This window comes from Kitasatospora sp. NPDC088391, assembly GCF_044753345.1.
Taxonomy (GTDB): Bacteria; Actinomycetota; Actinomycetes; order Streptomycetales; family Streptomycetaceae; genus Kitasatospora.
Window position 1 is genome coordinate 42,286 of record NZ_JBIVNB010000013.1, and the last position, 20,056, is coordinate 62,341.

Genomic DNA, 20,056 nt, shown 5'->3' on the forward strand with positions numbered 1-20,056 from the left:
CTATGGCAGCGCATCACCCGGCGGGCCCGCCCGTCGGAGCTGTTTGTCAAAAAAACATGGGGATGATCGGTTTCGACAGTGACAGTCGAAACAGGAGAAGCGAGCCGAGGAACGCGGCAATGATCTCGTTAACCACGTGTCGCAAAAAAATAATCGCCAACTCTAAGCGCGATTCCCAGCAGTTCGCTCTCGCTGCCTGATCTGCGAGAGTGAATGGGTGTCAGCCCGGGAAGTTCCCGACCCGGATCCTGGCATAATCTAGGGAACTCAACCTTCCACCCCGGTCGCGGGGGTGGCGGGGAAACCAAACAGTGACTGGGCCTGTTGGCGGCTTGTCCGCGTGACTGCCAGGGCCGAGAAAATCACAGCGGACTGCGCTCGGAGAAGTCCTGAATCCACTTCACTGGACCCGGGTTCGATTCCCGGCATCTCCACCACCCCATGTGCATCGCAGAGCCGTCCTCCGTCCCGGAGGGCGGCTCTCGTGCGTTCCCGGGCCCTCACATCCCCGCCGTCCGCCGGGTGAGAGGACGGTTCCGCACCCTTCACACCGCACAACGGACCCGAAATCCTGGCCTCCTAACGTCGGTCGCACAGGGTCTTGGACACCCGCACTCGAAGGAGCGAGCCCATGGACGGCACCACCACGCACGGCAGAACGGGCGGCCGCTGGATCCAGCACTGGGAACCGGAGGACACCGCGTTCTGGGAGGCCACCGGCCGCCGGGTGGCCCGCCGCAACCTCGCCTTCTCGGTGCTCTCCGAACACATCGGCTTCTCGATCTGGAGCCTCTGGTCGGTGATGGTCCTCTTCATGGGCAAGGAGTACGGGATCGACCCGGCCGGGAAGTTCTTCCTGGTCGCCGTGCCGACCCTGGTCGGCTCCTTCGTCCGCATCCCCTACACCGTCGCGGTGGCCCGGTTCGGCGGCCGGAACTGGACGGTCGTCTCCGCGCTGCTGCTCCTGCTGCCGACGTTCGCCGCCGCGTACGTCATGCACCCCGGCACCTCCTACACCACCTTCCTGCTGGTGGCCGGGCTCACCGGCGTCGGCGGCGGCAACTTCGCCTCCTCGATGACCAACATCAACGCCTTCTACCCGGCCCGGCACAAGGGCTGGGCGCTCGGCCTGAACGCCGGCGGCGGCAACATCGGGGTGCCCGTCATCCAGCTGGTCGCGCTCGCCGTGATCGCCTGGGCCGGGGCCGGCCACCCGCGGACGGTGCTCGCCGTCTACCTGCCGCTGATCGTGGTCGCCGCGCTGTGCGCCGCCCTGTTCATGGACAACCTGGCCCCGGTGAAGGCCGACACCGGCGCGCTGGCCGCCGTCGTCCGGGAGAAGCACACCTGGCTGATGTCGGTGCTCTACATCGGCACCTTCGGCTCCTTCATCGGCTTCTCCTTCGCCTTCGGCCTGGTCCTGCAGAACCAGTTCGGCCGTACCCCGCTGCAGGCCGCCCAGCTGACCTTCCTCGGCCCGCTGCTCGGCTCGGTGGTCCGCCCGCTCGGCGGCAAGCTCGCCGACCGCTACGGCGGCGCCCGGATCACGCTGTGGAACTTCGGCGCGATGGCCGCGGCCGCGAGCCTGGTCACCTACGCCTCGTCGGTCCGCTCGCTGCCGGTCTTCCTCACCGGCTTCGTCGCCCTGTTCGCCCTCGCCGGGCTCGGCAACGGCTCCACCTACAAGATGATCCCCGGCATCTTCGACGCCAAGGCCCAGGACCTGATCGCGGCCGGCCGCACCCCCGAGGACGCCGCCGCCTGGTCCCGCCGGATGTCCGGCGCCGCGATCGGCGTCATCGGCGCCGTCGGCGCCCTCGGCGGGCTCTTCATCAACCTCGCCTTCCGCGAGTCCTTCCTGACCGCCAAGTCCGGCACCCCCGCCTTCGCCTCCTTCCTCGCCGCCTACGCCCTCTGCTCCGTCCTCACCTGGGCCGTCTACCTCCGCCGCCCCGCCGCCGCCCGGCCGGGCGCCGACACCCCCGCGCTGGCCCGGGTCTGACCCGCCGTCACCCCCGGGCCGCCCCGACCTGCGGCGAAACACGCCGGTAATCGGAGCGACCCGGGGGTGACACCCCGACCGGCGACGATTGACCACCCACCCACCCACCCGACCGCCGCCCCGTCCCCCGCCAGGACACCCCGGGCGGGCGGAGCAGCTAAGGACGACACCGCATGGCCGACCCGACCCGACGCCTGCAGGACGCACCCGATCCGGCCGGCACCGGCCCGCTGGCCGGCTGGACCGTCGGCATCACCGCGGCCCGCCGCGCCGACGAGCTGGCCGCCCTGCTCCAGCGCCGCGGCGCGAGCGTGCTGCGCGCGCCCGCCCTGCGGATCGTGCCGCTCGCCGACGACACCGAACTCCTCACCGCCACCCGCGCGCTGATCGCCGACCCGCCCGACCTGGCCGTCGCCACCACCGGCATCGGCTTCCGCGGCTGGCTGGAGGCCGCCGACGGCTGGGACCTCGGCGACGACCTGCGCGCCGCCCTCGCGGAGGGCTCCGTGCTCGCCCGCGGCCCCAAGGCCAAGGGCGCGATCCGCGCCGCCGGGCTGCGGGAGTCCTTCTCCGCCGCCACCGAGTCCTCCACCGAGGTCCTCTCCCACCTGCTGGAGCAGGGCGTCGAGGGCTGCCGGATCGCCGTCCAGCTGCACGGCGCCCCGCTGGCCGGCTTCGTCGAGTCGCTGCGCGCCGCCGGCGCCGAGGTCGTCGAGGTCCCGGTCTACCGCTGGCTGCCGCCCGCCGACCTCGCCCCGCTGGACCGGCTGCTCGACGCGACCTGCGCCGGCGCGCTCGACGCCGTCACCTTCACCTCCGCGCCCGCCGCGATCGGCCTCTTCGACCGGGCCGAGCAGCGCGGCCGCACCGAGGAGCTGCTGCACGCGCTGCGCCGCGACGTCCTCGCGGTCTGCGTCGGCCCGGTCACCGCCGCGCCCTTCGACGAGCGCGACATCCCCACCGTCTGGCCCGAGCGGATGCGCCTCGGCGCGATGGTCCAGACCCTCGCCGCGGCCCTCCCCGAGCGCGCCCGCCGCTTCCAGGTGGCCGGCCACACCCTCGAACTCCGCGGCCAGGCCGCCCTCGTGGACGGCGAGCTCCGCCCCGTCCCCCCGGCCGGCATGGCCCTCCTGCGGACCCTGGCCCGCCACCCCGGCTGGGTCGTCCCGCGCGCCGACCTGCTCCGCGCCCTCCCCGGCAGCGGCGACGACGAGCACGCCGTCGAGACGGCGATGGCCCGCCTCCGCCAGTCCCTCGGCGCGCCCCGCCTGATCACCACCGTGGTCAAGCGCGGCTACCGCCTGACCCTGGAGCACTGAGGCCGGGGGAGTCCGGGCGGGGCCCCTTCTCGTGCGGGACGGCGTTCATCCCTTAAGATCGTCCGTCCGCCTTTTTCTCCGCACCTTTGGGGGCTCCTTGGGCGCGCACGGCTCTGCCCGGCACCAGAACGACACTGTCCGCGACCGCGAGATCGCGGGCGAGCAGCGGCACCTCGACACCGTCTACCGGCGGCTGGAGGAGAAGCTCGCCGAGGCGGAGTACATCCTGGAGGACGCCGCCAAGCGGGTGCAGGTCGGTACACCCGGCGCGCTCGCGGAGCGGGACGCGCAGGTGTACCGCGCCGGGGCGCACCTGCAGCGGTTGAACAACGAGTTCGAGGACTTCCTGTTCGGGCGGATCGACCTGCAGCGGGCCGACGCGCCGGAGGAGCACGGGATCCCCTCGCAGACGCCGCTGGACCCGGCCGACCCGGCCGTCGCGGAGAGCCTGCACATCGGCCGGCTGGGCGTGCTGGACGCCGAGTACGGCCCGCTGGTGATCGACTGGCGGGCCCCGGCGGCGGCCCCGTTCTACCGGGCGACGCCGCTGGAGCCGGGCCGGGTGCTGCGCCGCCGGGTGATCCGCTCGAAGGGGCGGAAGGTGATCGGCGTCGAGGACGACCTGCTGCGCCCCGACCTCGCCCCGACCCTGGACGGCGCGGAGCTGGCGGTGGTCGGCGACGGCGCGCTGATGGCGACGCTCGGCCGGGCCCGCGGCCACTCGATGCGCGACATCGTCTCGTCGATCCAGAAGGAGCAGGACGAGGTGATCCGGGCCGCCGCCGCGGGCGCGACCCTGGTCACCGGCGGCCCCGGCACCGGGAAGACCGCGGTGGCGCTGCACCGGGCCGCGTTCCTGCTCTACCAGGACCGCCGCCGGTACGCGGGCGGCATCCTGGTGGTCAGCCCGACCGCGCTGCTGGTCTCGTACACCGAGGGCGTGCTGCCCGCGCTGGGCGAGGAGGGCCAGGTGGCGATCCGCGCGGTCGGCAGCCTGGTGGACGGCATCGAGGCGGAGCGCTACGACAGCCCCGAGGTGTCCCGGATCAAGGGCTCGGCGCGGATGGTGCAGCTGCTGCGCCGGGCCGCCCGCGGGGCCGTCGAGCTGGGCGCGCCGACCGAGCTGAAGGTGTTCGCCCGGGGCCGGGCGCTGCGGCTGGACGCGGCCCGGCTGAAGGCGGTCCGCGGCCACGTGGTGGGCGGCGGCGGCACGCCGCTGAACCTGCTGCGCCCGCGGGCCCGCCGGCTGCTGCTGGACGCGCTCTGGTCGGAGGCGGTCCGCGACCTGCCGAAGCCGAGCACCCACGCGGAGCGCGAGCAGCGCCAGGACGAGCGCGAGTCCTTCGACGAGTACGTGTCCGACGAGGCGCCGTTCCTGGCCTTCCTGGAGGCGTGGTGGCCGGTCGTGACCCCGCGCGGGGTGCTGGCGACCATGCGGCAGCACCGGCACGTCAACCGGGTCGCCCGGCGCGCCGTCACCCCGGAGGAGGCCCGCCTGCTGGCGGCGTCCTGGCGGCACCTCGACGACCGCGGCGCGGGCGCGCTGTCGGCGCACGACGTGGCGCTGGTGGACGAGCTGCGGCTGCTGCTCGGCGAGCCGGCCCGGCCGAAGGTCCGCGAGGTCGACGCGGTCGACCTGCTGACCGGCCTGGAGGAGGTCACCACCTACGGCGAGCGGGCCTACGGCCGGCGCGAGCGGGAGGCCGTCCCGGAGGAGCGCCGCGAGTACGCGCACGTGATCGTCGACGAGGCGCAGGACCTGACGCCGATGCAGTGGCGGATGATCGGCCGCCGCTCCCGGTCGGCGACCTGGACGATCGTCGGCGACCCGGCGCAGTCCTCCTGGCCGTTCCCGCAGGAGGCGCAGGCCGCGATGGAGGAGGTGCTGGCGGGCAAGCCGCGCCGCCGGCACACCCTGACGGTGAACTACCGCAACCCGGCGGAGATCGCCGAGGTGGCGGCGAAGGTGCTGGCGCTGGCCGCGCCGGGCACCCCGTCGCCGTCCGCGGTGCGGGCGACCGGGGTGCGGCCGCGGTTCGCGGCGGTCCGGGAGCCGGACCCGGCGGCGTTCGGCGCGGCCGCCCGGGCCGAGCTGGAGCGCCTGCTGACGGAGGTGGACGGCACCGTGGCGGTGGTGGTCCCGATGGACCGCCGGGCCGAGGCGGCGGGCTGGACGGCCGGTCTCGGCGAGCGCGTGGTGGCGCTCGGCAGCCTGGAGGCCAAGGGCCTGGAGTACGACGCCACGGTGGTCGCCGACCCGACCGGCATCGCGGGCGAGTCGGAGGCGGGCCTGCGGGTGCTGTACGTGGCGCTGACCCGCGCCACCCAGCGCCTGACGGTGCTCTCCGGCCCGGACGACCTGCCGGACGCGGCGGGCGTCCCCGCGCTGCTGAAGTAGCGCCGGGGAAGACCGGAGGCCCCCACCCGACCGGGTGGGGGCCTCCGCCACGTAGTACACCGACCCGCCATGCTCGCCTCGCGGCAAGTGGTCCCTCGAAGGGACGAAGGTTGGGCCCGGGGGCTTGGATCGAGCCGGTGCCGTTCCAATGTAACGCATCCGCGCCGACGGGCAAGGAGATCGCCGATCGGGCGAACGGGTTTGTCGGGTCCGCACACTCTATGAACGTTATTTCTGGCGCGCCCTTGGTCGGTGCGACCATCGAGTGTCCGGCATGCCGAACGGCATGGAAGCTCAACACTTCGTTGATTCAGGAAGAAGGACGTCGATGGCGACGGTGCCCAGTGTCTCGAACTCGATCACGGTCCGGTTGGAGGTTCCGGCCACCGGCAACGCGGTGAGCTCCATCACCACCGCGGTCGAGTCCTCCGGTGGCTCGGTCACCGGTCTGGACGTCACGGCCTCCGGCCTGGAGGCGCTGCGCATCGACGTCACCGTGGCGGCCTCCTCGGTGGCGCACGGCCAGGAGATCGTGGAGAAGCTCCGGACGATCGACGGCGTGTCGATCGGCAAGGTCTCGGACCGGACCTTCCTGATGCACCTCGGCGGCAAGATCGAGATGTCCTCGAAGCTGCCGATCCGCAACCGCGACGACCTGAGCATGATCTACACCCCGGGCGTGGCCCGGGTCTGCCTGGCGATCGCGGAGAACCCGGAGGACGCCCGCCGGCTGACCATCAAGCGCAACAGCGTCGCCGTGGTCACCGACGGCTCGGCGGTGCTGGGCCTGGGCAACATCGGCCCGAAGGCCGCGCTGCCGGTGATGGAGGGCAAGGCGGCGCTGTTCAAGCGGTTCGCGGGCATCGACGCCTGGCCGCTCTGCCTGGACACCCAGGACGCCGACGAGATCGTGGCGATCGTCAAGGCGATCGCGCCCGGCTTCGCGGGCATCAACCTGGAGGACATCTCGGCGCCGCGCTGCTTCGAGATCGAGGCCCGGCTGCGCGAGGCGCTGGACATCCCGGTCTTCCACGACGACCAGCACGGCACCGCGATCGTGGTGCTGGCGGCGCTCACCAACGCGCTGAAGGTGGTCGGCAAGGAGATCGGCGAGATCCGGGTGGTGATGAGCGGCGCCGGCGCCGCGGGCACCGCGATCCTCAAGCTGCTGATGGCCGCGGGCGTCTCGCACGCCACCGTGGCGGACGTGCACGGCGTGGTCCACGAGGGCCGCGGCGACCTCAACGACAACCTGCGCTGGATCGCCGCGAACACCAACCGCTCGGGCCGCACCGGCACCCTCAAGGAGGCGGTGGCCGACGCCGACGTGTTCATCGGCGTCTCCGCCCCGAACGTGCTGGACGGCGACGACCTGGCCACCATGGCGAAGGACTCGATCGTCTTCGCGCTGGCCAACCCGGACCCGGAGGTCGACCCGGCGGTGGCCCGGCACACCGCCGCGGTGGTCGCCACCGGCCGCAGCGACTTCCCGAACCAGATCAACAACGTGCTGGTCTTCCCGGGCGTCTTCCGCGGCCTGCTGGACGCCCAGAGCGCCAGCGTGGACACCGAGATGATGCTGGCCGCCGCCCGCGCGCTGGCCACCACGGTGACCGCCGAGGAGCTCAACCCGAACTACATCATCCCGAGCGTCTTCCACCCGGGTGTCGCCAAGACCGTCGCCACGGCCGTCCGGGACGCCGCCCTGGCGGCCCGTGGCGGCGCGGAGGCGGCCCCCGCGAAGCCCACCCCGGGCATCGTCGGAACCCTCGACACCGCCGCGTTCCCGGCCGTTCAGCTCTGAGCCCCGCGGGTCCGGGGCGCGCCCGTCGCGCCCCGATCCCGGCGAACGTGCCGGAGCCCTTGCGACACAAGGGCAAGGGGCGTGTTTGGGCTTGTCGGTGCCAGGGCGTACGGTAGCCCTGCGACGGGGAGGCGTGTCCGACAAGTACGGTACGTCCCCTGTTGCGCCACGGCGTGTCGTCCCGGCCGCCGCCCGCTCCGGTCAGCCGGAGCCGACGGAGCGTCACACCTCGGTCGGGCGGGCGCTGTTCGGGTCAACCACGCCGGTGCCCGATTGGCTTTCTCAGTGCCGGTCGGGGCAGGATTCGTACCCAGGCGGGCAGTTTGCGGCGCTTCGCGGTGCGAGCCCGGCCCCTGACCACCCCTCGCCTGAACGAGCACCGTCGCGCGGACCGGCCATGCCTCCGCGCACGGCAGAGCAACAGACCACAGGAGTACACATGAACCGCAGTGAGCTGGTGGCCGCGCTGGCCGAGCGCGCCGAGGTGACCCGCAAGGACGCCGACGCCGTGCTGGCCGCCTTCGCCGAGATCACCGGTGAGGTCGTCGCCAAGGGCGACGAGAAGGTCACCATCCCCGGCTTCCTGACCTTCGAGCGCACCCTGCGTGCCGCCCGCACCGCCCGCAACCCGCAGACCGGCGAGCCGATCCAGATCGCCGAGGGCTTCAGCGTCAAGGTCAGCGCCGGCTCGAAGCTGAAGGAAGCCGCGAAGGGCAAGTGACCCTCCGCCGCTGAACGCACCGGTGGCCCGGACCCCCTCGGGGGTCCGGGCCACCGGCTTTTCGCGCTACGCCCTTCAGGCGGTCAGCTGGACCTCGGCCACCTCGGCCGCCGACGGCAGCTCGATGTGCGCGCCCAGGTCGCGGAGCTTGTCCATGAAGTTCTCGTAGCCGCGGTTGATCAGGTCGATGCCGTGCACCGTGGAGGTGCCCTCGGCCGCCAGCGCCGCGATCAGGTACGAGAAGCCGCCGCGCAGGTCCGGGATGACCAGCTCGGCGCCCATCAGCTTGGACGGGCCGGAGACCACCGCGGAGTGCTTGAAGTTGCGGGCCCCGAACCGGCACGGGGTGCCGCCCAGGCACTCGCTGTACAGCTGGATGTGCGCGCCCATCTGGTTCAGCGCGCCGGTGAAGCCCAGCCGGGACTCGTACACCGTCTCGTGCACGATCGACAGGCCGGTGGCCTGGGTCAGCGCCACCACCAGCGGCTGCTGCCAGTCGGTCTGGAAGCCGGGGTGCACGTCGGTCTCCAGGGCGATCGCCTTCAGCTCGCCGCCCGGGTGCCAGAACCGGATGCCCGCGTCGTCGATCTCGAAGGCGCCGCCGACCTTCCGGAAGGTGTTCAGGAAGGTCATCATCGGGATCTGCTCGGCGCCCCGGACGTAGATGTCGCCCTTGGTGGCCAGCGCCGCGCACGCCCAGGAGGCCGCCTCCAGGCGGTCCGGCAGCGCCCGGTGGGTGTAGCCGTCCAGCTCGTCCACCCCGGTGATCAGGATGGTCCGGTCGGTGCCCAGCGAGATGATCGCGCCCATCTTCTGCAGCACGCAGATCAGGTCGACGATCTCCGGCTCGATCGCGGCGTTGCGCAGCTCGGTGACGCCCTCGGCGAGCACCGCGGTCAGCAGCACCTGCTCGGTCGCGCCGACCGACGGGTACGGCAGCTCGATCTTGGTGCCGCGCAGCCGCTGGGCGGCGACCAGGTAGGTGCCCTGCGGGTGCTTCTCGATGGTGGCGCCGAACTGGCGGAGCACCTCGAAGTGGAAGTCGACCGGCCGGCCGCCGATGTCGCAGCCGCCCAGGCCGGGGATGAAGGCGTGGCCGAGGCGGTGCAGCAGCGGGCCGCAGAACAGGATCGGGATCCGCGAGGAGCCGGCGTGCGCGTCGATGTCCGCGACGTTGGCACTCTCCACGTGCGAGGGGTCGAGGATCAGCTCGCCGTCCTCGTCGCCGGTGCGGACGGTGACCCCGTGCAGCTGCAGCAGGCCGCGGACGACCTTGACGTCCCGGATGTCGGGGACGTTGCGCAGTCTGCTGGGGCCCTGGCCGAGCAGTGCGGCGACCATGGCCTTGGGGACCAGGTTCTTCGCACCCCGGATCTGGATCTCGCCTTCGAGCGGGTTTCCGCCGTGGACCAGCAGGACGTCGTCGGTCATCGTTCTCGCAATCCGGGTGCGCAGGAGAGGTTTTCGGCAGCCGGGCCGAGGGAAGAGCCCTTCACCATTCCATAGATGGTAGAGGGTGGGCGATTGGTTCCCGTGTGCCCTATTGGTGATCATGCTGTAGGGGGTGCCCCGGAGCACTGCCATTGGGCCGTTCGGGTGGTGCGCGGCGGCGGGTCCCCGGCGTGTCGCCGGGTGTCCGGCCCGGCCCCCGGCGGGGCATGATGGCAGGCATGGAAGCGGCCCCCGCGCTGACCGGCCGACTGCTCGTCGCCACGCCCCTGCTGACGGACCCGAACTTCGCCCGGTCGGTGGTCCTGCTGCTCGACCACGACACCCAGGGCGCGCTCGGCGTGGTGCTCAACCGCCCGAGCCCGGTCGAGGTGGCCGCGGTGCTGGACGGCTGGGCCCGGCTGGCCGGGGCCCCGGCGGTGGTGTTCCAGGGCGGCCCGGTGGCGCTCGACTCCGCGCTGGCGCTGGCCGTCGTCCCCGGCGAGGACGACGGGCCGCTCGGCTGGCGGCGGGTGCACGGCGCGATCGGCCTGGTCGACCTGGAGGCGCCGCCCGAGGTGCTGGCCGGGGTGCTCGGCGGGATGCGGGTGTTCGCCGGCTACGCGGGCTGGTCGCCCGGCCAGCTGGAGCGGGAGGTCGTCGAGGGCGCCTGGCACCTGGTGGACTGCGAGCCGGGCGACGTCTCCTGCGAACGGCCGGAGCGGCTGTGGCGGGCGGTGCTGCGCCGCCAGCGCGGTCCGCTGGCGATGCTCGCCAGCTACCCCGACGACCCGCTGCTGAACTGAGCGCGGACCGTGTCCGGACGGTGGCCCGGTCCCGGGCGGCCGCCATAGACTTGGCCCTCATGAGCACTCTTGAGCCCGAGCGCGGCCTCGGCACCGGCACCCTGGTCGAGCCCGTCCCGCAGACTTCGCACGGGGACGGCGACCACGAGCGCTTCGCCCACTACGTCCAGAAGGACAAGATCATGGAGAGCGCGCTCTCCGGGTCCCCCGTGGTGGCGCTCTGCGGCAAGGTGTGGGTGCCCGGCCGCGACCCGAAGAAGTACCCGGTCTGCCCGATGTGCAAGGAGATCTTCGACGGGCTGAACAACCCGGGCGGGGACGACAAGAAGGACTGACCGCGGACCGGCGGTGCGAATACCCCCCGATTGGCATAGACCACTCGGGGTGGTCCGGGGCAGGATGAGGCGCATGGACCTCATCCCTGCCCCGTCGCACGTCCGGACCCGTGCCGACGCCGCCCCGTTCGTCCTGCACGCCGGCGCCCGGATCGCCGCCGGACCCGGCACCGAGGGCGTCGCCCGCCGGCTGCGGGCCGAGCTGTCCGCCGCCACCGGCTTCGACCTCGACCCGGCGCCCGCCGGGCAGGCCGGCGACCTGGAGCTCGCCCTGGACGGGGCACTCGCCCCCGAGGAGTACCGGCTCGACGCCGACGCCGACGCCGTCCGGCTCACCGGCGGCAGCGCGGCCGGCCTCTCGCACGCCGCGCAGACCCTGCGCCAGCTGCTCGGCCCCGCCGCCTACCGGACCGCCCCGCTGCCCGGCGCGGGCTGGACGGTGCCCGCGGTGGAGATCCGCGACGCGCCCCGGTTCGGCTGGCGCGGCGCCCTGCTGGACGTCTCCCGGCACTTCATGCCGAAGGCCGGCGTGCTGCGCTTCCTCGACCAGCTCGCCGCCCACAAGCTCAACGTCTTCCACTTCCACCTGACCGACGACCAGGGCTGGCGGATGGAGGTCAAGCGCTACCCCGAACTCACCCGGGCCGGCGCCTGGCGGGCGTACTCGATGGTCGGCTACCGGGCCGGCGGACGGCACGACGACCAGCCGCACGGCGGCTACTACACCCAGGACGACCTGCGCGAGATCGTCGCCTACGCGGCCGCCCGGCACATCACCGTGCTGCCCGAGATCGACCTGCCCGGCCACAACCAGGCCGCCATCGCCGCCTACCCCGAACTCGGCAACACCGACGTGGTCGACACCGCCGCGCTCGGCACCTGGACCGACTGGGGCGTCAGCGAGAACATCCTGAACCCGTCCGAGGCCACCCTGCGGTTCTACGAGCACGTGCTGGAGGAGGTGCTGGAGATCTTCCCCTCCACCTTCGTCCACCTCGGCGGCGACGAGTGCCCCAAGGAGCAGTGGAAGCAGAGCCCCGCCGCGCAGGCCCGGATCGCCGAGCTCGGCCTCAAGGACGAGTTCGAGCTGCAGAGCCACGTCATCCGGCACTTCGACGGCTGGCTCGCCGCGCGCGGCCGCCGGCTGATCGGCTGGGACGAGATCCTGGAGGGCGGCCTCGCCCCCGGCGCCGCCGTCTCCTCCTGGCGCGGCTACGACGGCGGGATCGCCGCCGCGCAGGCCGGGCACGACGTGGTGATGTGCCCCGAGCAGCACGTCTACCTCGACCACCGGCAGGCCGGCGGCGAGGAGGAGCCCGTCCCGGTCGGCTGGGTGCGCTCGCTGGAGGACGTCTACCGCTTCGAGCCCGTCCCGCCGCAGCTCGACGGGGACGCCGCCGCGCACGTCATCGGCACCCAGGCGAACATCTGGACCGAGTTCATGGACGACGCCCGCGAGGTCGACTACAAGGCGTTCCCGCGGCTCGCCGCGTTCGCCGAGGTCGCCTGGTCCGACCTGCCGCGCGACCCCGCCGACCGGGACTGGGCCGGCTTCGAGGCCCGGATGGCCGGCCACTACGCCCGGCTGGACGCCCTCGGCGTCGAGTACCGCCACCCGGAGGGCCCGCTGCCCTGGCAGCGCAAGCCCGGCATCGTCGGCCGCCCGCTGGACGGCGCCCCCGGACCCTCGGGGCCGCACACCGCGCCGTGACGCAGCGTCAGCACAGCGGAACTCCGGACCCGGCCCGCACGTCCTGATCAGGTGAAGAAGTGATCACCTGGGCAGCGACCGGGGCGCGGTCGGGTCCGGAGTTGTCCCGAGTTGTTCGGACCTGTCCGCGGCCCGGGAAAAGATCAGCGGTCTTTGTGTGCCAGAGTTGCCCAACCCGCACCGATCGCCCGTACCCTACGGGCGGCAGGCCGCACTGCAAGATGGAGCACGGTGGGAACCTGGTGAACCGGACGATCATGATGCCGGCCTCGGTCGACGAGGCGGTCGAAGCGCTGGCCGCCGTCCCCGGAGCGGTCCCGGTGGCCGGTGCCACCGACCTGATGGAGGCCGTCAACGCCGGGCGGCTCCGCCCCGCCGCGCTGATCGGCCTCGGCCGGATCACCGAACTGCGCGGCTGGCGCTACGAGGACGGCGGCACCGCCGTCCTCGGCGCCGGACTCACCCACGCCCGGATGGACCGCCCCGACTTCGCCGCGCTCATCCCCGCCCTCGCCGACGCCGCCCGCACCGCCGGACCCCCGCAGGTGCGCAACGTCGGCACCCTCGGCGGCAACATCGCCACCGGCGACCCGGCCGGCGACACCCTCCCCGTGCTCGCCGCCCTGGAGGCCACCGCCACCCTGGTCCGGCCCGGCAGCCGCCGCGACGTGCCGATCAGCCACCTGCTCACCGGCCTCGACCCGCTGCGCCCCGGCGAACTCCTCACCTGGGTCCGGGTCCCGCTGCTGCACGCCCCGCAGGTCTTCCTGAAGTCCACCGGCCGCTCCGGCCCCGCCCGGGCCGCCGCCTCCGTCGCCCTGGTCCTCGACCCCGCCCGGCGCGGCGTGCGCTGCGCCGTCGGCGCCGTCGCCCCCGTCCCGCTCCGCCCGCTGGAGGCCGAGAGCTGGGTGGCCGGCTGCATCGACTGGGACGCCCGCGGCCAGGACGGCGCCGTGCTGATCGACCCCGCCGCGCTCGCCGCGTTCGGCGAGTACGTGGCCGGCGCCTGCGTCCCCGACAACGGCGACCCCGCCGAGGGGGCGGGCTCGGCAGCGGCCCGACTGCGGCGTACCGTAGCGGTGCTGGCCCGCCGGGCACTGGGAAGGGCGCTGAAGTGACGGACGAACTGCTGAACCACCCCGGAGCGCTCACCGGCGACGTGCGCCCCACCGCCTCGTACACGCTGCGCGTCAACGGCGTCGAACGGCCCGTCGCCGACGCCTGGATCGGCGAGAGCCTGCTGTACGTGCTGCGCGAGCGGCTCGGCCTGGCCGGCGCCAAGGACGGCTGCGAACAGGGCGAGTGCGGGGCCTGCTCGATCCAGGTCGACGGCCAGCTGGTCAACGGCTGCCTGGTGCCCGCCGCGCTCGCCGCCGACAGCGAGATCGCCACCGTCGAGGGCCTGTCCGGGCCCGCCGGCGGCGCCAGCGACGTCCAGCGGGCGCTCGCCGAGTCCGGCGCCGTCCAGTGCGGCTACTGCACCCCCGGCATGGCGATGGCCGTGCACGACCTGCTGCAGCGCAACCACCGCCCCAGCGAGGTCGAGGCCCGCCAGGCGCTCTGCGGCAACCTCTGCCGCTGCACCGGCTACCGCGCCGCGCTGAACGCCGTCCAGACCGTCGCCGACGCCCGCGAGGCCGCCCTGGAGGCCGAGCTCGACGCCGCCGAGCAGGCCGCCGGGGAACACCCCGCGCCCGCCGCCGCCCCCGCCCGGCCCACCGAGCAGTCCTTCGCCGACCTCGCGCTGGCCGGCGAACTCCCGCTCTACGCCGACGCCGAACTCTGGCACGAGGCCGACCAGCTGATCCCCGCCCAGCAGCAGGGCGAGGCCACCGCCCGCACCGGCGGCTACGCCTACCCGCCCACCCCGCCGCACGGCACCCCCGTCCCGGCCGGCGGCTGGGAGCCCACGCCCGCGCACGGCACCGCCGGCGCCGAGTACGGCACCCCCGCGCACGGCACCCCGTACCTCCCCACCCCGCCGCACGGCACCCCGCACCAGGACGCCGGCCCCTACGACGGCACCGTCTACGCCACCGACGGCTACGGGCAGCCGTACCCGCAGTACCCCGGCTACGACACCCCCGCGGGCCACGGTGCCCCGGCCGGCCACGACGCCCCGGCCGGCTACGACGCCACTCCCGCCCACGGCATCCGGCTCCCCGAGGACGAGAACGCATGACCTCCGCCACCGAGCTCCCGGCGGCCGCCCCCGCGGACGACGAGGACCCCGCCACCGGCCTCGGCAGCTCCCCGCTGCGCAACGACGCCCTCCCCAAGGCGCTCGGCATCTACCCCTACGCCGCTGACCTGTGGGCCGAGGGACTGCTCTGGGGCGCCGTGCTGCGCTCCCCGCACCCGCACGCCCGGATCGTCTCCGTCGACACCTCCGCCGCGCTCGCCGTCCCCGGCGTGCACGCCGTGGTCACCGCCGCCGACCTCCCGCCCGGCCCCGACGGCACCCCCGACGGGGCGCCGTCCGGCAGTGTCGTCCCCGACCGGCCGGTGCTCGCCGCCGGCGTCGTCCGCCACCACGGCGAGCCGGTCGCCGCCGTCGCCGCCGACCACCCCGACACCGCCCGCCTCGCCGCCGCCGCGATCCTGGTCGAGTACGAGGTGCTGGAGCCCGTCACCGACCCCGAGGCCGCCTTCCACGCCCCGCCGCTGCACCCCGACGGCAACCTGCTGCGCCACCTCCCGCTGCGTACCGGCGACCCCGACGCGGTCGGCGCCGTCGTGGTCGAGGGCCTCTACCAGGTCGGCCGGCAGGACCCCGCCCCGATCGGCGCCGAGGCCGGACTCGCCGTGCCCCGCCCCGACGGCGGCGTCGAACTGCACCTGTCCTCCACCGACCCGCACGGCGACCGCGACCGCACCGCCGCCTGCCTCGGCCTCGACCCCGACCGGGTCCGGCTCGTCGTCACCGGCGTGCCCGGCGCCACCGGCGACCGCGAGGACCTGTCCTTCCAGGTCACCCTGGCGCTGCTCGCGCTCCGCACCGGCCGCCCGGTCAAGATGACCCTGACCCGCGCCGAGTCCTTCCAAGCCCACCCCACCCGGCACCCCGCGCTGCTGCGCTACCGCCACCACGCCGACGCCGACGGCCGGCTGGTCAAGGTCGAGGCGCAGATCCTGCTCGACGGCGGCGCCTACGCCGACGTCTCCGCCGAGGCGCTGGCCTCCGCCGTCGCCTTCTCGGTCGGCCCCTACACCTGCCCCAACGTGTTCGTCGACGCCTGGGCGGTGCGCACCAACAACCCGCCGGCCGGCCGGATGCGCGGCGAGGGCGCCCTGCAGACCTGCTTCGCCCACGAGTCGCAGCTCGACCAGCTCGCCCAGCAGCTCGGCATCGACCCGGTCGAGATCCGCCGCCGCAACGCGATGACCACCGGCGACCCGCTGCCCACCGGACAGGCCGTCACCTGCCCCGCCCCCGTCGCCGGGCTGCTCGACGCGCTCGCCGACTCCCCGCTGCCCGCGCTCCCGCTCGACGACCCCGAGGCCGACTGGCTGCTGCCCGGCGGACCCGGCGGCGCGGGCGACCCCGGCGCGGTCCGGCGCGGCATCGGCTACGCCGTCGGCATGGTGCACATGCTCGGCGCCGAGGGCGAGGACGAGGTCGCCACCGCCACCGTGCGGGTCTCCGGCGACCACGCCACCGTGATCTGCGCGGCCGTCGACTCGGGCCAGGGCTTCGCCACCCTGGCCCGGCAGATCGTCCAGTCGGTGCTCGGCGTCAGCGAGGTCTACATCGCGCCCGTCGACTCCGACCAGTCCGCGGCCGGCCCGTCCGCCCGCGGCCGGCACACCTGGGTCTCCGGCGGCGCCGTCGAACGGGCCGCGCTGATGGTCCGGCACCAGATGCTGCAGCCGATCGCCGCCGACTTCGGGATGTCCGTCGAACTGCTCACCATCAGCGAGGGCAAGATCACCTCGTACGACGGGGTGCTCGGCATGCCGGTCGGCGAGGCGCTGGAGGGCCGCGAGCTGTGGGCCACCGCCCAGTGCCGCCCGCACCCCACCGAGCCGCTCGACCCCGAGAACGGGCAGGGCGACGCCTTCGTCTCGATCGCGTTCTGCGCGATGCGCGCCGTGGTCGACGTGGATATCGAACTGGGCGCCGTCCGGGTCGTCGACGTGACGGTGGCGCAGGACGTCGGCCGGGCCCTGAACCCGCGTCAGATCGAGGACCGGATCGAGGGCGCCGTCGCCCAGGGCGTCGGACTCGCCCTGCTGGAGAACCTGCGCACCGAGGGCGGCGTCCCCGTCAACGCCTCGCTCACCGGCTACCGGCTGCCCACCGCGCTCGACACCCCCGACGTGCGGATCGCCGCGCTGCTGGAGGAGCGCGACGTGGTCGCCCCGTTCGGCGCCAAGGCCGTCAGCGCGGTGCCCGCCGTGGTCGCGCCCGCGGCGGTCGCCGCCGCCGTCCGGGCCGCCACCGGGCTGCCCGTCGGCCGGCTGCCGATCCTGCCGGAGGACGCGGTCGTCCCCGCCTGACGCGCCGTCCCCGTCCGACCCGGGTCGGACGGGGACGGGCGCCGCGGTCAGCGCTTGACCGGCAGGGTGCTGCGGACGTGCGCGGCCCAGGACTGCTCGAACTGCTCCGGCCCCAGGCCGGTCGCGGTCCTGATCTGCTCCGGGTAGCCGGTGGGGTTGCCGTAGTGCGCGGCGACGAACGCCAGCGTCTTCTGCTCCCCGTAGGTGGCCGCCATCCAGCGCAGCGCGTCGGCGGACAGCGCGTAGTTCGCGCTCCGGGCCTTCGGGTCGGAGGAGTAGAAGTCCGACGCGAGGGCCGGCGGCAGGGCGCCGGTGAAGCGGGCGTCGCGCACCTTGTACGCCAGGTCGTTGCGGGCCTTCGCGTCCTTGCCGCGCAGCGCCAGGTAGTCGGCGAAGCCCTCGACGACCCACATCCGGACCGCGCTCTTCTCCACCAGCCCCAGGTCGAAGTCGGTGGTGAGGGTCGCGGTGAGGGCGTGCGCCATCTCGTGCCGGCCGATGTCCGTCACGCCCTCCTGCCAGCGGTCCGGGTTGGTGAACCGGTCCAGCGAGGTGTCCATCACGATCCGGCTCCCGCCGATCAGCACCTTGCCCCGGCCTGCCTGGTCGGAGTCCTCGGCCTCCACCGCCATGTTGACGCCCGCCTCCAGGCGGTCGTTCTCCCGGCCCTCGCCCGCGTACAGCTTGTTGTAGACGTCCCGGTTCTTCTCCAGCACCACGAAGAACCCCTGCCCGCCGGTGCGGACCCCGTCCGCGGGCGGCTTGTTCTGCTGCCACGCCGCCAGGTCGTCCTGCGCGGCCTGCTGGAGCAGGTCGACGTCCCGCTTCAGCTCGGCGGACTGCTTCTGCTCGGACACCACCACCAGGTGGTCCCGGGCCTCCACCGCCAGGTCCTCGTACACGTCCCACGGCCCCGGGTAGTAACTCACGGCCGAGGTCCTGCCGTTGATGTCCTTGTCGCCGCCGACCCCGGTGACCGCGCCCGGCCCCGGCTCGCCGGTCACCGTCCACGCGTACGTCTCGGCGATCGGCCGGTTGTCGACGCCCTTCACCTGGTGCACGAACGCCACCGGCAGCACCCCCTGCACCGCGCCGCCGGACCGCAGCTTCCACTGCGCCGTCTGCCAGGGGATCTTGACCAGGTTGCGGAAGACCAGCCGCTGCTTCTCCTTGGCCGGCCCGGCCGCGAACGGCTTGACGAACGCCTCCTCGTCCTTCGCCGCCATCGCCCGGGTCATCCCGTCGACCAGCTCCTGCCACTTCTGGTCCGGCCGGTTCGCCTCCGCGTACGCGTGCTGCCGCTGGACGTTGTTCCACACCAGCCCGGCGAAGCCCAGCACCAGCACCGCGAACACCGCCGTCACGGCGAAGGCGATCCGCCGACCGGTCCGGCGCGGGCGGGGCGGCGGAGGCGGCGTCCCGAACTGCTGCGGCGGGTAGGGCTGTTGGCCGTACGGCTGCCCGTGCGGCCGGTGCTGCTGCTGGTACGGCGGCTGCGGTTGCGGTGCCTGCGGTTGCGGTGCCTGCTGCGGGTACGGGTACTGCGGGTACGGCGGGTGCGGGCCCGGCGCGGGCGCGCCGGGCTGCGGTGGATACGACAACGGAAGACTCCCCCTGGAAGATCGACGCGCGATGTGTGTGCGGGCGGCCCCGGCGGCTAGCGCTTCCCGGGGACCGCCGAGCGGACGTGCGCGGCCCAGGCCGACTGGAACTGGGTCAGGGACTGACCGGTCGCGTCGGCGATCTGCTGCTCGTACTCCTTCGGCTGCGTGTACTGCGCGGCCACGAACGCGCAGACCTTGGCGTCGCCGTACTTCGAGGCCATGAACCGCATCGCGTCACCGGCCAGGGTGTAGTTCGCCGACCGCCGGTCACCGTCGCTGGAGTAGAACTCCGGACCTTCACCGGGGAGTTGGCCGTTGAAGGGGACGTCCTTCAGGTCCGCGGCCATCTCGTCCCGGGCCAGGCTGTCCTTGCCGCGCAGCGCCATGTACTCGGCGAAGCCCTCCGACACCCAGTCGCGCGGGTTCCCCGTCCCGTCGAAGTTCCCCCGGGCCGCCATCAGCGGGGCGACGATGGCGTGCGCCATCTCGTGCCGGCCGATGTCCGTCACGCCGTCCTGCCACTGGCTGCTGGTGAACCGGCTGCCGGTGGTGTCCATCACGATCCGGCTGCCGCCGATCAGGATGCCGTCCGGCCCGGCCTTCGTGGAATCCGCCGCCTGCATCGGCATGTTGACGCCGGCCTCCAGGCTGTCGTTCAGCTTGCCGTCGCCCTTGTACAGCTTGTTGTAGACGTCCCGGTTCTTCTCCAGCACCACGAAGAACCCGCTCGCCGCCCGCCGGTCGGCGGTCGGCGCGGGCCCGGACTTCTGCCAGGCCGCCAGGTCGTCCTTCGCCGCCCGGGCCAGGATGTCCACGTCCCGGTTCAGCTCGGCCGCCTGCCCCTTGTCGGACATCGCCACCAGGTGGTCGCGGACCTGCACCGACAGGTCGTCGTACAGGTCCCAGGGCGCCGGGTAGTAGCCGAAGCCGTCGTCCTTGCCCCTGCTGTCCTTGACCCCACTGACCTCGGTCACCACCTCGGTCCCCGAGTCGGCCGGCAGCACCTGCCAGCCGTACTGCTCCCGGATCGGCAGGTTGTCGACGCCCTTCACCTGGTGCACGAAGTCCACCCGGAGCTGGCCGTCGATCGGCGCGATCGGCGTCGACCAGCGCGCGGTCTCCCACGGGATCTTCAGCAGGTTGCGGAAGACCAGCCGCTGCTTCTCCTTGGTCGGCCCGGCCGCGAACGGCTTGAGGAACGCCTCCTCGTCCTTCGCCGCCAGCGCCTGGGTCAGGCCGTCCGCGACCTTCTGCCACTTGCCGCTCTCGGCCGAGAGGCCCGAGACCACGGGCGGCCGCTTCCGGTTCGCGTGCAGCAGCGCGACGCCGCCCACCGCAGCCCCCAGCAGCAGCACCAGCGCCACCCCCAGGCAGCCCAGCGTCCGCCCCACCCGGCTCCGCCGCACCGGCGGCGGCACCGGCGGACCA

Annotated in this window: 14 protein-coding genes and 1 other RNA gene; 12 read left to right on the forward strand and 3 right to left on the reverse strand. The window is 73.7% G+C overall.

Annotated features, from left to right (window positions below):
• Positions 1 to 58: 58 nt before the first annotated feature.
• The 6 genes from ssrA to ACIQBJ_RS30620 all read left to right on the forward strand — a co-directional run bounded on the left by ssrA (position 59) and on the right by ACIQBJ_RS30620 (position 8,244).
• Positions 59 to 437: a transfer-messenger RNA gene (gene ssrA / locus ACIQBJ_RS30595) on the forward strand.
• Between the two features lie 194 nt (positions 438 to 631).
• Entirely contained in the window at positions 632 to 2,002 is a 1,371-nt protein-coding gene (locus ACIQBJ_RS30600; protein ID WP_400717024.1) for a nitrate/nitrite transporter, read from the forward strand.
• 173 nt (positions 2,003 to 2,175) lie between these two features.
• Positions 2,176 to 3,321, forward strand: a complete 1,146-nt coding sequence (locus ACIQBJ_RS30605; RefSeq protein ID WP_400717027.1) for a uroporphyrinogen-III synthase — start codon at positions 2,176 to 2,178, stop codon at positions 3,319 to 3,321.
• A 97-nt stretch (positions 3,322 to 3,418) separates the two neighbouring features.
• Positions 3,419 to 5,719 (forward strand): HelD family protein, encoded by a 2,301-nt coding sequence (locus ACIQBJ_RS30610; RefSeq protein ID WP_400717030.1) that lies wholly within the window; start codon positions 3,419 to 3,421, stop codon positions 5,717 to 5,719.
• Positions 5,720 to 6,047: 328 nt separating this feature from the next.
• Entirely contained in the window at positions 6,048 to 7,523 is a 1,476-nt protein-coding gene (locus ACIQBJ_RS30615; RefSeq protein ID WP_400717032.1) for an NAD-dependent malic enzyme, read from the forward strand.
• Positions 7,524 to 7,962: 439 nt separating this feature from the next.
• Positions 7,963 to 8,244, forward strand: coding sequence for an HU family DNA-binding protein (locus ACIQBJ_RS30620; RefSeq protein WP_014136004.1), 282 nt, complete (start codon positions 7,963 to 7,965; stop codon positions 8,242 to 8,244).
• A 75-nt stretch (positions 8,245 to 8,319) separates the two neighbouring features.
• On the opposite strand, the gene murA is transcribed toward ACIQBJ_RS30620, so the two are convergent.
• The gene (murA, locus tag ACIQBJ_RS30625) at positions 8,320 to 9,675 is read right to left on the reverse strand and encodes a UDP-N-acetylglucosamine 1-carboxyvinyltransferase (protein ID WP_400717035.1); all 1,356 of its coding nucleotides are present in this window, start codon (positions 9,673 to 9,675) and stop codon (positions 8,320 to 8,322) included.
• 239 nt (positions 9,676 to 9,914) lie between these two features.
• Here murA and ACIQBJ_RS30630 point away from each other — a divergent pair, with 239 nt between their 5' ends.
• The 6 genes from ACIQBJ_RS30630 to ACIQBJ_RS30655 all read left to right on the forward strand — a co-directional run bounded on the left by ACIQBJ_RS30630 (position 9,915) and on the right by ACIQBJ_RS30655 (position 17,024).
• Positions 9,915 to 10,478, forward strand: a complete 564-nt coding sequence (locus ACIQBJ_RS30630; RefSeq protein ID WP_400717038.1) for a YqgE/AlgH family protein — start codon at positions 9,915 to 9,917, stop codon at positions 10,476 to 10,478.
• A gap of 59 nt (positions 10,479 to 10,537) precedes the next feature.
• The gene (locus ACIQBJ_RS30635) at positions 10,538 to 10,813 is read left to right on the forward strand and encodes a DUF3039 domain-containing protein (RefSeq protein ID WP_030459614.1); all 276 of its coding nucleotides are present in this window, start codon (positions 10,538 to 10,540) and stop codon (positions 10,811 to 10,813) included.
• A gap of 73 nt (positions 10,814 to 10,886) precedes the next feature.
• Positions 10,887 to 12,524 carry a beta-N-acetylhexosaminidase gene (locus ACIQBJ_RS30640; protein WP_400717041.1) on the forward strand — a complete coding sequence of 546 codons (1,638 nt, stop codon included), beginning with the start codon at positions 10,887 to 10,889 and terminating at the stop codon, positions 12,522 to 12,524.
• Positions 12,525 to 12,745: 221 nt separating this feature from the next.
• Positions 12,746 to 13,642 carry an FAD binding domain-containing protein gene (locus ACIQBJ_RS30645; protein WP_400717043.1) on the forward strand — a complete coding sequence of 299 codons (897 nt, stop codon included), beginning with the start codon at positions 12,746 to 12,748 and terminating at the stop codon, positions 13,640 to 13,642.
• Positions 13,639 to 14,706 carry a (2Fe-2S)-binding protein gene (locus ACIQBJ_RS30650; protein WP_400717046.1) on the forward strand — a complete coding sequence of 356 codons (1,068 nt, stop codon included), beginning with the start codon at positions 13,639 to 13,641 and terminating at the stop codon, positions 14,704 to 14,706. Before ACIQBJ_RS30645 ends, ACIQBJ_RS30650 begins: the two co-directional genes overlap by 4 nt.
• Positions 14,703 to 17,024 (forward strand): xanthine dehydrogenase family protein molybdopterin-binding subunit, encoded by a 2,322-nt coding sequence (locus ACIQBJ_RS30655; protein ID WP_400717048.1) that lies wholly within the window; start codon positions 14,703 to 14,705, stop codon positions 17,022 to 17,024. Before ACIQBJ_RS30650 ends, ACIQBJ_RS30655 begins: the two co-directional genes overlap by 4 nt.
• 47 nt (positions 17,025 to 17,071) lie before the next feature.
• On the opposite strand, the gene ACIQBJ_RS30660 is transcribed toward ACIQBJ_RS30655, so the two are convergent.
• Together ACIQBJ_RS30660 and ACIQBJ_RS30665 are read right to left on the reverse strand one after the other, a co-directional pair.
• Positions 17,072 to 18,625, reverse strand: a complete 1,554-nt coding sequence (locus tag ACIQBJ_RS30660; RefSeq protein ID WP_400717051.1) for a hypothetical protein — start codon at positions 18,623 to 18,625, stop codon at positions 17,072 to 17,074.
• A gap of 56 nt (positions 18,626 to 18,681) precedes the next feature.
• Positions 18,682 to 20,019, reverse strand: a complete 1,338-nt coding sequence (locus tag ACIQBJ_RS30665; protein WP_400717053.1) for a hypothetical protein — start codon at positions 20,017 to 20,019, stop codon at positions 18,682 to 18,684.
• Positions 20,020 to 20,056: the final 37 nt, after the last annotated feature.

Excerpts from the sequence above, each read along its gene's own strand:
- ACIQBJ_RS30600 (WP_400717024.1), top strand. The coding sequence starts at position 632 with ATGGACGGCACCACCACGCACGGCAGAACGGGCGGCCGCTGGATCCAG.
- ACIQBJ_RS30615 (WP_400717032.1), top strand. The coding sequence starts at position 6,048 with ATGGCGACGGTGCCCAGTGTCTCGAACTCGATCACGGTCCGGTTGGAG.
- ACIQBJ_RS30640 (WP_400717041.1), top strand. The coding sequence starts at position 10,887 with ATGGACCTCATCCCTGCCCCGTCGCACGTCCGGACCCGTGCCGACGCC.
- ACIQBJ_RS30655 (WP_400717048.1), top strand. The coding sequence starts at position 14,703 with ATGACCTCCGCCACCGAGCTCCCGGCGGCCGCCCCCGCGGACGACGAG.
- ACIQBJ_RS30635 (WP_030459614.1), top strand. The coding sequence starts at position 10,538 with ATGAGCACTCTTGAGCCCGAGCGCGGCCTCGGCACCGGCACCCTGGTC.
- ACIQBJ_RS30620 (WP_014136004.1), top strand. The coding sequence starts at position 7,963 with ATGAACCGCAGTGAGCTGGTGGCCGCGCTGGCCGAGCGCGCCGAGGTG.
- ACIQBJ_RS30605 (WP_400717027.1), top strand. The coding sequence starts at position 2,176 with ATGGCCGACCCGACCCGACGCCTGCAGGACGCACCCGATCCGGCCGGC.
- murA (WP_400717035.1), bottom strand. The coding sequence starts at position 9,675 with ATGACCGACGACGTCCTGCTGGTCCACGGCGGAAACCCGCTCGAAGGC.
- ACIQBJ_RS30645 (WP_400717043.1), top strand. The coding sequence starts at position 12,746 with ATGGAGCACGGTGGGAACCTGGTGAACCGGACGATCATGATGCCGGCC.
- ACIQBJ_RS30630 (WP_400717038.1), top strand. The coding sequence starts at position 9,915 with ATGGAAGCGGCCCCCGCGCTGACCGGCCGACTGCTCGTCGCCACGCCC.